Below are 13,905 nucleotides of genomic sequence, written 5' to 3' on the forward strand. Positions count from 1 at the left end.
ATATTATTGAATGGCAAAAGTTAAAAGTATAAAGGCAAAAGTCAAAACTTCTTTTACTGAAGGTTTGAGGGGGTGAAGGTTGAAAATTTTCACTTCATACTTCACCCTTCATACTTCATACTTTTTCAACTTAAACTATTTAAGCGTTGGGGAAGAGACGGGCAATTTCTGAGTCATCAAAAACACCTGTTGGTAATTCTTCCCCTAAAAAGTCATTATTTTCTTCACCCTTTTGCAATCCGGTTTCATCACCCCAGACATCAGACAAAACATCACTAAAAGCGTTTTCGTCTGGTGTATCCAAATCACCGAGAATTTCTTCATCCAGCTTGGTTGCTGATGTAGTATCGCCATCAAAGGAAACATCGCCAAAATCATCGATTTCTGGTGGTGCGTTCGTTGAAGACGTTGCCAAAGGCATCGCTACTGGAGACTCATGTTTGCCATTCTGGCCATTGGACAAGGAAATGTCACCATTACCATTGGCGTTTTCCTGTGATTCACTAGCATCTAACGGAAAACCGCTGGTGTGCGAAATTGCTAAAGTTTCATCGTCAACATTGTCATCTGCAATCACATCATCTGCAACAACTGTTGACTCGTATTGGCTTGTCTCTGGTTCTGTTAGTGGATGACTTGAGCGATTACCAAGGGCGATGTCTGGGTCAAAATGCAATTCCAACACTTCAATTAAAGTGTCAGCATCAGCATTCAATTTAGAAAAGGGCATCATCAACTGCGCTAATTTTGGTTCCAGCGCATTCACGACTCCCAGGATGAGGTAAGAAGGTGGTCGCTTCCCGCCATCAGGGGTGTACACCGATTCTACTTCCATGTGCAAGGTGATCCAGTCACGATTAGCCTGGAAGAACTGCAACCACTTTTGTCTTATTGAATCTGTAAAGCTATTAAAGAAAGCCATATTTGTTCCTCATCCTGAGAACTTGGTGATTTATACAATCATCAAGTCTAATTCCTCTTCTGAATTAGGAACCTGTGGTTTACGCGGATTTAGATAAAAATCGGACAACAAAGAGAACAATTCGCGATCGGGGGAGTCATTCGGCACTACTCCCTCTGGTCTGGCTAAAATTTGGTCAGCAATGTTGAGATAATAGTCGCAAACGTAGTTCAGGGAAGGATCTGACTCTGCCATTTCAAATAATGTCTTACCCTTAACGCGAGATACGCGAATATCTTCAATTAAAGGTAAAACCTCTAGAACTGGCATGGGAACTGCTTCTACGTATTTCTCGATCAAGTCGCGCTTAGATGTGCGATTGCCAATTAACCCAGCTAAACGCAATGGGTGAGTTCTGGCTTTTTCTCTGACGGAAGCAGCAATCCGATTCGCAGCAAATAAAGCATCAAAACCATTATCTGTAACGATCATGCAGTAATCTGCATAGTTCAAAGGAGCCGCAAAACCACCGCAAACTACGTCACCCAAGACATCAAATAAAATAACGTCGTATTCATCAAAGGCGTTGAGTTCTTTCAGTAATTTTACGGTTTCGCCAACTACGTAGCCACCACACCCAGCACCCGCAGGTGGGCCGCCAGCTTCTACGCAATCAACACCGCCATAGCCTTTGTAAATTACATCCTCTGGCCAAACATCTTCGTAGTGATAATCCTTGGACTGGAGGGTGTCGATAATTGTAGGAATCAAAAACCCTGTGAGGGTAAAAGTGCTGTCGTGTTTGGGGTCACAACCAATTTGCAGCACCTTTTTGCCCCGTTTGGCTAAAGCGACAGAGATGTTACAGCTAGTTGTTGACTTGCCAATACCGCCTTTTCCGTAGACTGCTAGTTTCACTGTTATTTGCCTCTTATAGTTTTTTGTCAAACTTTTGGCTCAAACATTGGCCTTCACCTAGCCGCCGATGGCAATGTGTGAGGTAGTTGAGTGTCATTATTGTCGAAATTACATAGAAAAGAAAGGGGAGTAAAATATGAAAAACAAAGATAATAAGGTTATAAAATATTAAATTTGTTTTTATGTATCTAAATACCTTGCAAAAAGCATTTATAGCTTTAAAAATCTTTTTTTATAAATTTTATACATTTATTTATATAAAAAAAGTAACAATAAACAAAAATATCAAAACTGGCTTTGTATATAGTTTCTATAGAATCTGCTGATTCTGATGCCTAATCAGGATGGGTATAGGGTTGGCAGTGAAGAGAGAAATCCCTAACCCGATGCTAAAAGTAGCAATGCAAGTTTTTTAAAGCACAAATTAGGCTTTGTTAGCTACTAACCAGACTGTCTCAGTACTGATTTTTAAAGCTCAATAATTCATTTGTGAAAAATTATAAAATTCAAGCTTTTGCTTAAAATTTACTATTTTTAAGTACTTATACTCAATTCAGCATATAACCTTCCTAGCCCCTAGTCTCTAGTCTCTAGCCTCAACAAAATCAGAAGCGCTATAAATTGCTTCCATTTCTTGTAATGATTGCCAACCAGCCAGCCATTGAGAACGGTCTTGTAGAAGTTTGGCGTTAATCCAGAAACGAACATTGGGGTCACAGGAAGCAACCATTTCGGCATAAACCCACTTGCCTTGATTTTTGCGGTTAACAACTTGGAAGTGTCGCCAACCGTCTACTTTTTTCTGTGCTGTCCACTTGGAACCTACTAGGTAAGGAAATTTTTGCTTTTTGGTCATTTGAAGTATGAAGTCTAAAGTATGAAGTGTGAAATTGGCTCAGTTTGAATCTCTGATTATGTTAAGAAACGCTACATATACTTAATATATTAAGCGTGTATGGGAGTCAAAATTTGAGCGATCGCTCGTCAAGGGAAAATAAATGCGATCGCCTAAATCAAAAAATAGCTAAAACAGCGATCGCTACAAAGCAATGGTATAGAATTTTGCCCTTATCCGCTAAAATCATCTTCAACAGTCTTATTTCCTTTTACCCTTGTGCTTGGAATTATGACGCAGGATGAGTTGTTGGCAGTGATAAAGCGCACGACGGCTGAGGGTTGGCGACAACTTCCCTTTGGGAAATAATGCCGTGCATTAATTAATATTTGCAGCCGTTTTCGTATATTTAAGCCATTATCAAGTCAATGTATTCATTAACGCCGTGTGCAAATTTATCTCAAACCTAACCCCCAACCCCTTCCCTACGAGGGAAGGGGAGTAAGAATCAAAGCCTCTGTCCTTCCAGGGGAGAAGTTTGGAGAGGGGTTTTAAAAATAAGTTACACATTGGGTTAATTAGGAATTATTGTGAAGTCTTCAAAACTTGAGCGATCGCACTTAATAATTGCTCTTGTTGGACTGGTTTAACTAAATGGATTTGAAACCCTGCTTCTAAAGCCTGTTTTTGATTTATTTCACCTGCGTAGGCTGTTAGTGCGATCGCTGGGATTTTTCCGCCTTGTTCGGGTGGTAAGGCGCGAATTAAACGCATCAACATATAACCGTCAATTCCTGGCATTCCAATATCACTTAACAGTAAATCTACTTTGGTGGTTGCCATAACTTCTAAAGCTTCGCCGCCAGATGCGATCACTGTCACCTTTGTGCCGAACTGTTCTAATACCACAGTCAAAAAATCTCCGGTATCTAGATCATCGTCTACTACCAAAATGTGTAAACCTGCCAAATTTAGCTTTTCATCAACGGTTAAATTGTCTTGAATTTTTGGTAAGAAATCAGGCATTAATGGCAATCTGACACTAAACCTTGCACCCATTCCTTCCCCAGTACTTTCGGCTTGTACAGTGCCACCATGCAGTTCTGTGAGATGACGTACAATTGCTAGTCCTAATCCCAATCCACCAAATTGACGAGTAATTGTGCCATCAGCTTGCCGGAAATAATCAAATACATAAGGCAAAAACTCTGGACTAATACCTTTACCATTGTCTTGAACTTGAATTTGAGCAAAGGTATCAACTCGCTCCAGACGAATTTCTACTTTACCTGCGGACGGAGTAAATTTAACAGCGTTGGAAAGTAAATTACAAACTATTTGCTGTAGGCGATCAATATCACCTGAAACCCATGCGCTATCGACATTAATTATTTTTTGAATTTGAATATTTTTGGCTTCAGCAGCTAGATAGACAGTATCGAGCGATGCTTTCAAAATCTCAATTAAATTTACAGGCTGAAGATGTAAAGTTACTTTTTTTTGTTGAATCCGAGAAACATCTAATAAATCTTCAATTAGTTGAATTTGTAATTTAGCGTTGCGTTCAATGGTTTCTAATCCATGATTCAGTTTTTCATCTTCATAACTGCGCCTTCTGAGTAGTGTTACCCAACCTAAAATAGGATTGAGTGGAGTTCGTAATTCATGAGAAAGAACTGCGAGAAATTCGTCTTTAATTTTATTAGCCTTTTCAGCTTCACTGCGGGCAGACTGCTCTCTTGATAAAAGATTTTCTTTTTCTACTTCTGCTTGTTTGCGTTCAGTCACATCCCGAAAAAAGATACCTAGACCATCTTCAAAAGGGTAAGCATGAATTTCTAACCAGATATTTTTCGGGACATATAAGGCTTCAAAATGAACAGGTATTAATTCTGCGATCGCCCGACAATATTCTTGTTCAAATTTTGTCCCCTTCATACCTGGCCACTGTTCCCAATAATTTTGAGCCACTATAGTTTCTGGCTTTAAACCTGTGATTTTAGCTGCTTGTTGATTAACATAAGTTATTAACCAATTTTGATTAACTGCAATAAAAGCATCAGTCATGCTTTCTAAAATATTGCTGAGGCGATTACGCAAAGCTTTTTCTGCTTTCAGCAATCTATCTTTATCTTGATTAGATTCTTCCAAACGCAAGTTTGTTTCTACCAGAGAATCATTGAGTTGAATGAGTTTTTCTGATAATTCAGCACGAGCTTGATACTCTCCGATGCGGAATTTTTCTACAGCCAATTCTACTTGGATTTTGGCTCTTTCGGTAATAGCAACTCCTACTAATAAAGTAACAATAGATTGCACTAGTAAACTTAATTTGTGAACGTGTAAAATTTCTGGTGGAACTGGGAAACGAGGCAATAATATAGCATTAGGATAAGCTACCAAATAAGAAAAGAGCGTGACTAAAATTGAAAATGTAGCGACAAGCATACCTGTATTCACACCGAAGCGAGTAGCAGCCCACATTACAGGAACAAAACTCAAAAAAGATAACTGTTGAAACCTAAAATCTGTGTCGCTATTTGCCGAAACTTCCGAAACAGTCACCGAGGCAATACTAATACACAAAAATAAGATAGTACTAACTTCTAGTAAGAGAGGACGACAAGCTGGAAATCTGAAAGTCTGTGAAGCAGAATCTGATGTTTGAGAATGAGATAACCAACCCCAAGATTGCAGATAAGGGGTGAACACTAACAAAGCGGTAGGCGTAATACCCATAACACCGATCGCATTTCCTAACCACCAGTGAGTAATACTGTCAGTTAGGTTAGTAATGGGCATTTTGCCTATGGCTACCCAAGAAAAACTGCCTAACACAGCTAAACTAGCGCTGGCGACTAAAGGCACACTTAAGGTAAAAATAGCAGCATCTTTGAGACTATTAAATGTGAGGGAACCTTTCCAGAGACGACGGTAGAGTAACCAAGCAATTAAGGGTTCTACAAAATCCACTAAACCAACAACTTTCTCCCAACCATGCAATCCCCAAAACGGAGACATGAGGAAAGATGCAATACTTGTGAGGATAATACCATCAATGCCAAACCAAAAACTGAGGGCGATCGCTACCCCAGATGGCGGAAACCACAAAGAAACTCCTGGCTGAATGCGGTAGATGAGTGCCATCCCATGTGCGGCCACCAAGGCCAATAGCCCTAATGATAAAATCAAAAGCCGTCGATGTATGGGAGCAACCCTAGCAAATTGCAACAAACGTGGCATAATTGCAAAGAAATTGAGATTGACCAACCTACAAATCTTGCTGCTACTAGTCACACCACTACAGCTTGACTCATAGCACCAGACGCTCTTTAAGTTTGGCTGAGCGCAATGGTAGACATTTCTGGTGTACCAAATATTGTTTTAATTAAGTCAGTTAGCACTGAATCTTAAGATTTAATTTCTTTTTATAAGTTAATACGATTCAGTTTACAACTATAGCAATAGCCAAGGTAGTTAGAACATCGGTTAATGATAAAACTTGGGCAGCAAAAGACTTTTAACTCTGTCACCTGTCACTTGTACCCTGTCCCCTACTATATCTTTAGGCTTTAGTTCAATGAAGCGATCGCCTAATGTAACTTAATCCTATAGTTTCAGCTAAAAATCTATTTTGCAAATCAATCAAAATATAGATATAAACCGGGTTTTTTCAAGATTTGAGCTATCAAACCTCGGCATATTAGCCAATTAAAACCCGGTTTATCATTTTTTTGAATATCACAGCAATATTCCCAGCCTAAAAAAGCTCTGGAATGTTGCTGTCATAACTTGAGCTTAATCTCTATGCTCTTGTCCAAGGGCCCCAGATGGCAAAAGTAATACCAGGCGTTTGAATGTTAACGAACATTGTTCTACCATCAGGGGAGAAGCAAGCCCCACAAAATTCACTATCATTCAACGCATTACGGGCAAAATTATAAATTTCACCGTTGGGAGTCACACCTCTTAAGAAATTGTCGCCGCCTCCGTCTTCACAGAGAATAAGATCACCAAAAGGTGCCACAACTATATTGTCAGGCATATCGAGTACATCTCTGGATTGAGACTCAACAAACAATTCAATTGTCTCATCAGCCGGAATATAGCGCCAAACCTGACCACCGCCTACAGGGCCACCACTGGTAGCACAAAAATAAAATTCGCTCTTACCACCTTTGTCTGTGTACCAGATGCCTTCTCCACGGTTAAATCTGGCTGCACCTAAGGTACGGCCTTGCACTCTAACATTATCTACAGTGGTGGGGTTTGGCTCAGGAATTGTCACCCAGTCTACTCTCAATTTCTGTCCCCGTACAAAGCCAGTAGTGGTGTTAACTTCAGGTTGGTCGATGATTCTCAAAGCTTGTAAAACACCGCCTGCTTGCAACTGGCCAGGAACTGTTGGGATAAAACGATAGAAAAGGCTACTTCCTGAATCTTCAGTCTGATAGACAATTCCGGTTTTAGGGTCTACAGCTACAGCTTCATGGTTAAATCTTCCCATAGCAACTAGAGGTACTGGCTCTACAGGAGAGGTAGCACTAGCTGGAACCTCAAAGTTATAACCGTGTGGTTTAGTAACTCCATTAGTTGCGGTTGGGATGGTGACATCTTCTTCACAGCTAATCCAGGAACCCCAAGGAGTTGGGCCACCTGCACAGTTACGAATGGTTCCACTGAGAGAAACGAAGTGTTTGATTAGCTGGCGATTAGGGCCAATCACTAATGTTGTTGTACCACCTCTAGCAATAGGATCGTAAGGTCTTGGCCCTTGTGCGCGTGAACCACCTAAACCAGGGCTAAGTTCGTGGTTGCGAACCAAGATAACCGTATTTCTAGGGCCAGGAAAAGCTGCCATTCCGTCATGAGCGCCTGGTACTAAACTACCATCGGTCATTAGTTCCCCTGTACGAGAGAAAGTACGGTATTGAAATCCAGGTGGTAAATCTAGTAAGCCATTAGGATCTGGAACCAACGCACCATAACCTGTACCAAACACCGATTGACCATTAGCTTGTCTGGCATAAAGAGCTTCTAAAGGAGATGCTAATAAAGTGCCAGCTGCGCTTGCGCCGGCTAATGTAAAGAATTTCCGTCTTGATAATTGCATTTGGTTACTATGTTGAAATACCTAGGAAAAGCTATTAGCAGTAGATTAAGCATAGGTAATGCTTTATTTAAAACAGAGTTATAAAAACTCATCAGCAGATGTCTAAAAACACTGCAAATGATGCTCTAAAAGAGCATACATAAAAGCAAAATGTTTATATAAAATATCTATATAAGTTAGATATAAAAGTTTTGAAATAATTACACCAAATTCTCATTTACCAGAAATAGTACAAATAAAACAACAGTTATAAATAATTTATTGATTAAACATTAATACGCTGTATATGCCTGCAATACAAGGGTTTTAGCTAATATTGCTTACATCTAATCAATTCATCTGTAGACAGACAAAATATGGTTAAGGTAAGATTAATTCTTGATTAAAAAATAGAAATATTATATTTTTTTCAAAAAATAGCAATTGTTATTGATTATTTTAAAAAAATAATTTTCAGATACCTGGATGAAATTAAATCTAATGATAAAATTCCACAAAGAATGTTTTAGGGCTTAATAAAAAGCAAAAATTGCCAACTATTCTCCTAATACACAGATATCAATCAGTCTGTTTGTAGTGGAAACTGAATTTTTGGTGTAAGTTTTGCTTGACTTTTATGCACCTACATTCCACTCATGAACTAAGTGATTAGATTTCATGTTTTTCAGGAACAATAAATTTTCCTGGAATGCTGAAAAAGCAATTACTGATCAAGTCCAAAATCACAACATCTGACGACTATCAAGAAGATGAACAAGTTTTTTACCCAAATGAAAGCTACGGTAGCTGTGGCTGCTGTCACATCTATGGCTACTTTGATGAACATTCCCCAAGCTGATGCTGCTTCTTATGATCTATCTTGGTTAGGAGGACAAGGTTATTCAGCTAGAGGTAACTTCTCTTTTGATGACAGTTTTTTAGGCAGCGTTGTCACCAGAGATCAGCTAAGTGATTTCAGAATTGCCTTTTTCGACCCGACTGGCACTTTATTGCAAAGTTTCAACTACGATTTTCCCAATCCCAACAGCAGCTTTAATTTTAATTTTGATACTGTTTCTCGAACTGTTCTGCAAACAGGTAATTTCGATACACCCAATGGCTTCGATTTAGGCATTGATTTTGCCACAGAAACTACTGGTTTATCTTTTTATACTTTCGTAGATCCTGACCAAGGATTGCCAAACGCTACGATATTTTTGAAAGATGACCTTTCACCAGAAGTCTGTTCTACATTTCCCAACTGTCGTTTAGATGTTGGTGGTCAGTTAACAGCAACAGCAGTACCTGAACCTAGTGCAGTTTTAGGCTTGTTAGTAGCTGGTTATTTGGGGCGATTGTTCAAGAAAAAGCAAGCATCTATCTAAACAGCAAACCTGAATAGTTGATGCCAGCTTGATTAAAATCGTAATTGACCAATATTCTACCTTTCATTCCCCAGGTATTGTCTAACCAAAAAGCCGGAAGCTCTCTTTGCAAGAGAGCTTCGGAATTTTAGGATAGGAATTTTCCGGGCGATCGCACTTTTGCCTAGAAGATAGACAATAGCAAGGCTGCTAAACAACAGCAGTATGTTGTTGTTCTAACCATTGCAAAATCCGATTCCAAGCCCACCAAGGGTCAGGATCTTTTGCTTGATACTGGCACTCTTTGCTACTTAAATAGCCGACATGGCCACCGTAATGGGTGAGTAGCAAATCTATGGCTGAATTTTGGTCGCAGGCGGCTTGTAAATCGGGGATGATATCTGGATGAAATAACGGATCATCAGCAGCGTAGACAATCAAGGTTGGTTTGCTCAGTTCTGGTAATAATTGCAGAGCGCTGCTGGCTTTGTAGTATGCCTCTACACTCGGAAAGCCTAGCCTTTCAATTACCAGTTCGTGGTCAAAATCCCAGATGGTGTTTGTTCTTTTTATGGCTTCAGGGTCAATAGTTCCCGGATGGGTATCGTGAATTCGCCAAGCGAGTTTTTTTAATTCACGGACAATACTGGCTTCTATTAATCTACCAAAGCGGTCTTTTGTGAGATAAGTGAGCGATCGCAACGAATCCAAACTTGGACAAATAACTGCACCACCACCAATATCACTGTATTTGATACCTAAATTTTCATTGTTCTGAGTTAATTCCGCAGCTGCTTTTACTCCCCAAAGCGCTAATTGTCCCCCTAAAGAAAACCCGATAAACCAAAATTTACTGGGACATCCCATTGCCGAAGCAGCCGCTGCTAAACGGACAAAATCTTCACCCTCATACAATCCATCAGAGGTTAAAGTAGGTGACAATTGGGCTGTTTTACCATGAGCGCGCCAATCAAATAAAACTACAGCGTAACCTTGAGCATAAGCTTTGCGTCCTAGCAATCTCAAAGACCATTCTTGCTCTAACTCGCCCGTAATTCCGTATGTTGCAATAATCGTGCTGTGAGCATTTGGCGGAATTGCCACCCAACTAAAAATTGGTACACCTTGCCCACCCATCAATATTTTCTTATGATAGGGCGGTTCTGGATGAGAAATTGTACTTTCCCAGTAACGTTTTCCCCAATAAGCGGTGTAAACTGTCATAGCTACACCATTTTTTAAGAATTTAGCTGGATTGTAGGGCGGATAACACATCATTTTGCAAATTTCGTGTATCTTAAGTTTTGTTTTTCATGAATTAGTTTTAATATTTATGTTAGATTTAAAATCTTTTTTATAATCAAGACAGAAATCTTTGTATCGACCAAAGGTTCTTATTTTTCCTTAATAAGTAGCAATAATTTTTTTAAGAATGCCAAGGATTCTTGTCATAGACGATGACCCAGCAATTTCCGAGCTTGTTGCCGTCAATTTAGAAATGGCTGGATATGATGTCAGCCAAGCTGAAGATGGTATCAAAGGTCAAGCGTTAGCGCTCCAGCTACAACCAGACTTGATCATGCTTGACTTAATGCTGCCACGAGTAGATGGATTTACAGTTTGCCAACGCCTCCGCCGGGATGAACGTACTGCGGAAATTCCTGTTTTGATGTTGACCGCCTTAAGTCAGACTCAAGATAAAGTGGAAGGCTTTAACGCCGGCGCAGACGACTACCTTACCAAGCCTTTTGAAGTAGAAGAGATGCTGGCGCGGGTACGGGCTTTATTGCGGCGGACTGACCGCATTCCTCAAGCCGCCAAACACAGTGAAATTCTCAACTACGGCCCATTAACCCTTGTTCCCGAACGGTTTGAGGCGATATGGTTTAGTGAGACGGTGAAACTGACCCACTTGGAGTTTGAGTTGCTGCACTGTTTGCTGCAACGCCACGGACAGACAGTTTCTCCCAGTGAAATCTTACGGGAAGTTTGGGGTTACGATCCTGATGATGACATCGAGACTATTCGAGTCCACATTCGTCATTTAAGAACTAAACTCGAACCCGATCCCCGCCACCCTCGCTACATCAAAACAGTATACGGTGCAGGATATTGTCTAGAATTGCCCAGTCTGCCTGCCTCTGCTGAAGGGGCTTCTGCATAAGCAGTTGAGTGACTTACTACATTCCTTGACCTCAGCCCTAAATTTACTCCATACATCATGTTGTGTGTCCTGCTGAGGGGAATGGGGTTTAGTGGTTTTATAGCAGGGGACAGGTAACAGGTGACAGCTGACAGAGTTAAAAGTCTTTTGCTGTCTAAGTTGTATCATTTACCAATGTCCTAACTACCTTGACTATTGCAATACCAAGGAAAGCTATAATTTTGCCTACTTGACTCTACAAAAAGCTACCCTCCAGTAGACATCCTTTTGTGGAGGGAGACGCTTAGTAGGCGATGCAATTCTGTCAGCAGTACTGCGCTGATACCGCCACAAGTCAAAATAGCGCTGTACTCAGCGAAAAGTTGGCATTCTCTTGAGAAAATTTTGAGAGAGTGCCAATTAGTATTATTTGTACAAATTGAAAAACTTAGATTTTTGACTTCTCAAATAAGATTTCCATCTTATTTACCAAAAAATTACAGAGGAGTTGAGGCACAAATTAATTCATAATGCACTAATTGCCATTTGAATTATCTGTACCTCACCTCCTCTGCTGTATTGATGAGTCTATCGCTGCTTTTAGGGAGCGAGGGCGTTACCGCGAATTAAACTACCAATGGTTTTGGCAGTGATTTTCAGTTGGGTAATGGGGTTGGCGGGGACAACTGTTTTGTACAGGTAGCTATCGAATGTGAGGCGCTGTACATCCATGTCAGCACACATTTCGACAAATGCTTCACGGGTAGCATCGGAACGATAGAACACAGTCTGCAAAATGTCTAACACTTTGTAGGTGAGTCCGTATTTCTTATCCCAACGCTTAATGTAGAGTTTGAGGTCGTTTTCTGTGGGAATGCGGCTACCGTTGTTGGAGGTTTCGACAATGGTTTCAGCACACATCCGCCCAGATTTAGCTGCAAAGTAAATCCCTTCACCAGAAGATTTGGTAACGTAGCCAGCAGCATCTCCTACTAGGGCGATGCGACCAACAACGCGACGAGGACGGGGATGTTCGGGAATGGGGTGCGCTTCGACTTTGATAATTTGACCGCCTTCGAGTTTTTTGGCAGCACGAGCGCGGATACCTGCTTGCAACTGTTTGATACTGGCTTTGTTGACGTGCATTGTGCCAGTACCAACGGCTACGTGGTCGTATTTGGGGAATACCCAAGCATAAAAGTCGGTGGAAACGTCATCGCCGACGTACATTTCGGCTAAGTCGTTGTAGAACGCCATTTTGTCTTCGGGTAAGCGAATTCGCTCTTGGAATGCGATCGCATAATTATAATCCCCTGCATCCATTTCTTTGGCAATGCGGGAATTGGCCCCATCCGCCCCAATAATTAAATCTACTTTCAGGGTTTTAGCAACTCCCTGTACGCTGCCATCAGCATGGTCAACGTAATGAATTGTATAAGGGTCGGTATTGTTTGTAGGTATATCGACTTTATGAACAGTGGCGTTAATTAAATTTGCACCTAATTTTGCCGCGCGATTCCGCAAAAAGCCATCTAAAACTTCGCGGCGGCACATTCCTATATATTCTTCTTCATTTACCAGATTAATATCAACTTCACGATTGGAAGGTGAAATCATTTTCATCTTCCGCACCCGGCGATCGATAATCTCTGGTGGTAGGTCAAATTCACCCACCATACATAGGGGAATAGCGCCCCCGCAGGGCTTGGCATTATCTAGCTTCCGCTCAAACAGGTAGGTTTCAATCCCAGCTTTTGCCAGTGTTTCGGCGGCAGATGAACCAGCAGGGCCTGACCCCACAACAGCAACCCGTAGTGTCAAAGGTCTTCTCCCAATCTTGACATTTACCGAAAGCATCCTACCACGGTCTTTTGGCTGATTTTGCGCTCTCCCTCTCAGTTTTGACAGAACTGCAATATTCCTTAACATTCCGATACAAATGGAAAGTGTGAAGTATGAAGTGTGAAGTGTGTAATAAAGAATAGCGAATCAGGATTGGGAATACTTATCTAATATTTCATCCCTAGCCTCTAGTCCTTCATCATGCAGATTTCTTTACTAGACTCTCTAACTAGACGAGTCAGCGTTACTGCTATTACTGGGTATCAAAAGCATATTTCCCCTCACAAAGGCTTTGTTTGCGCCCATAGGATTTTATATGGGGGTGAGTCATGTTCCCAGTACATCAAGCAAGTAATTGCTCAAGAAGGTTTCAGGGTAGCGTTAATTAAGTCACGCATACGATTTCAAGCTTGCAAACAAGCTAATTTAATTTTGCAATCACAATCTCATAATTCAGAACCCACCGAATCAGGAGATGAAGCAAATATACAGCGACCAAAAAAACAAAATGGCAGTAATAATTGTCAGTGTTTTAATACAAGTTGTAGTGTTGGAGATAGTACTGATTGTTCAGATTGTGCAGATTTAAGTTGCAATTGTGTTGAGGTGGTTAATGTATTGCCTGATTGTGATTTCTCCCATTGTCACGCTATGGATTGCAGCGTCTTAGATTGTAGTTCTCTCGATTGTAGTGGTGCTGATTGTAGCTTTCTTGATTGTGGTAGTTGTGGTAGCTAATAATAACTAAAATATCTTGGTTTTAAATCAGCCTGAAAGTATTTGTCTAAAACATTAATTAATTTCAATCAT

General features: G+C 40.6%; 11 protein-coding genes. 4 read left to right on the forward strand and 7 right to left on the reverse strand.

Annotated elements, in window-relative coordinates; translation table 11 throughout:
- Positions 1 to 139: 139 nt before the first annotated feature.
- The 3 genes from ACMX3D_RS01865 to ACMX3D_RS01875 form a co-directional block, all read right to left on the reverse strand.
- Positions 140 to 922, reverse strand: coding sequence for a DUF5331 domain-containing protein (locus ACMX3D_RS01865; protein WP_482749800.1), 783 nt, complete (start codon positions 920 to 922; stop codon positions 140 to 142).
- 30 nt (positions 923 to 952) lie between these two features.
- On the reverse strand, positions 953 to 1,819 hold the full coding sequence (bchL, locus tag ACMX3D_RS01870) for a ferredoxin:protochlorophyllide reductase (ATP-dependent) iron-sulfur ATP-binding protein (RefSeq protein WP_482749801.1): 867 nt from the start codon (positions 1,817 to 1,819) through the stop codon (positions 953 to 955).
- A 583-nt stretch (positions 1,820 to 2,402) separates the two neighbouring features.
- Positions 2,403 to 2,675 (reverse strand): TIGR02450 family Trp-rich protein, encoded by a 273-nt coding sequence (locus ACMX3D_RS01875; protein ID WP_482749802.1) that lies wholly within the window; start codon positions 2,673 to 2,675, stop codon positions 2,403 to 2,405.
- A gap of 95 nt (positions 2,676 to 2,770) precedes the next feature.
- Here ACMX3D_RS01875 and ACMX3D_RS01880 point away from each other — a divergent pair, with 95 nt between their 5' ends.
- The gene (locus tag ACMX3D_RS01880) at positions 2,771 to 2,959 is read left to right on the forward strand and encodes a hypothetical protein (protein WP_482749803.1); all 189 of its coding nucleotides are present in this window, start codon (positions 2,771 to 2,773) and stop codon (positions 2,957 to 2,959) included.
- Between the two features lie 280 nt (positions 2,960 to 3,239).
- On the opposite strand, the gene ACMX3D_RS01885 is transcribed toward ACMX3D_RS01880, so the two are convergent.
- Positions 3,240 to 5,897 (reverse strand): MASE1 domain-containing protein, encoded by a 2,658-nt coding sequence (locus tag ACMX3D_RS01885; protein ID WP_482749804.1) that lies wholly within the window; start codon positions 5,895 to 5,897, stop codon positions 3,240 to 3,242.
- Between the two features lie 562 nt (positions 5,898 to 6,459).
- The gene (locus ACMX3D_RS01890; RefSeq protein WP_482749805.1) at positions 6,460 to 7,767 is read right to left on the reverse strand and encodes an alkaline phosphatase PhoX; all 1,308 of its coding nucleotides are present in this window, start codon (positions 7,765 to 7,767) and stop codon (positions 6,460 to 6,462) included.
- A 749-nt stretch (positions 7,768 to 8,516) separates the two neighbouring features.
- On the opposite strand from ACMX3D_RS01890, the gene ACMX3D_RS01895 reads away from it, so the two are divergent.
- The gene (locus tag ACMX3D_RS01895) at positions 8,517 to 9,131 is read left to right on the forward strand and encodes a PEP-CTERM sorting domain-containing protein (RefSeq protein WP_482749806.1); all 615 of its coding nucleotides are present in this window, start codon (positions 8,517 to 8,519) and stop codon (positions 9,129 to 9,131) included.
- A gap of 189 nt (positions 9,132 to 9,320) precedes the next feature.
- On the opposite strand, the gene ACMX3D_RS01900 is transcribed toward ACMX3D_RS01895, so the two are convergent.
- On the reverse strand, positions 9,321 to 10,388 hold the full coding sequence (locus ACMX3D_RS01900; RefSeq protein WP_482749807.1) for a YheT family hydrolase: 1,068 nt from the start codon (positions 10,386 to 10,388) through the stop codon (positions 9,321 to 9,323).
- Positions 10,389 to 10,542: 154 nt separating this feature from the next.
- Between ACMX3D_RS01900 and ACMX3D_RS01905 the strand changes: the two genes are divergently transcribed.
- Complete coding sequence (locus ACMX3D_RS01905) at positions 10,543 to 11,274, forward strand: response regulator transcription factor (protein WP_062294471.1); 732 nt, start codon at positions 10,543 to 10,545, stop codon at positions 11,272 to 11,274.
- Positions 11,275 to 11,853: 579 nt separating this feature from the next.
- On the opposite strand, the gene chlP is transcribed toward ACMX3D_RS01905, so the two are convergent.
- The gene (chlP, locus tag ACMX3D_RS01910; RefSeq protein ID WP_482752260.1) at positions 11,854 to 13,110 is read right to left on the reverse strand and encodes a geranylgeranyl reductase; all 1,257 of its coding nucleotides are present in this window, start codon (positions 13,108 to 13,110) and stop codon (positions 11,854 to 11,856) included.
- A gap of 186 nt (positions 13,111 to 13,296) precedes the next feature.
- Here chlP and yidD point away from each other — a divergent pair, with 186 nt between their 5' ends.
- On the forward strand, positions 13,297 to 13,833 hold the full coding sequence (gene yidD / locus ACMX3D_RS01915) for a membrane protein insertion efficiency factor YidD (RefSeq protein WP_482749808.1): 537 nt from the start codon (positions 13,297 to 13,299) through the stop codon (positions 13,831 to 13,833).
- Positions 13,834 to 13,905 lie beyond the last annotated feature (72 nt).

It is taken from the genome of Anabaena sp. TISTR 8404 (assembly GCF_056847745.1).

Excerpts from the sequence above, each read along its gene's own strand:
- ACMX3D_RS01900 (WP_482749807.1), bottom strand. The coding sequence starts at position 10,388 with ATGATGTGTTATCCGCCCTACAATCCAGCTAAATTCTTAAAAAATGGT.
- ACMX3D_RS01890 (WP_482749805.1), bottom strand. The coding sequence starts at position 7,767 with ATGCAATTATCAAGACGGAAATTCTTTACATTAGCCGGCGCAAGCGCA.
- ACMX3D_RS01885 (WP_482749804.1), bottom strand. The coding sequence starts at position 5,897 with ATGCCACGTTTGTTGCAATTTGCTAGGGTTGCTCCCATACATCGACGG.
- ACMX3D_RS01895 (WP_482749806.1), top strand. The coding sequence starts at position 8,517 with ATGAACAAGTTTTTTACCCAAATGAAAGCTACGGTAGCTGTGGCTGCT.
- ACMX3D_RS01875 (WP_482749802.1), bottom strand. The coding sequence starts at position 2,675 with ATGACCAAAAAGCAAAAATTTCCTTACCTAGTAGGTTCCAAGTGGACA.
- yidD (WP_482749808.1), top strand. The coding sequence starts at position 13,297 with ATGCAGATTTCTTTACTAGACTCTCTAACTAGACGAGTCAGCGTTACT.
- ACMX3D_RS01865 (WP_482749800.1), bottom strand. The coding sequence starts at position 922 with ATGGCTTTCTTTAATAGCTTTACAGATTCAATAAGACAAAAGTGGTTG.
- chlP (WP_482752260.1), bottom strand. The coding sequence starts at position 13,110 with ATGCTTTCGGTAAATGTCAAGATTGGGAGAAGACCTTTGACACTACGG.
- ACMX3D_RS01905 (WP_062294471.1), top strand. The coding sequence starts at position 10,543 with ATGCCAAGGATTCTTGTCATAGACGATGACCCAGCAATTTCCGAGCTT.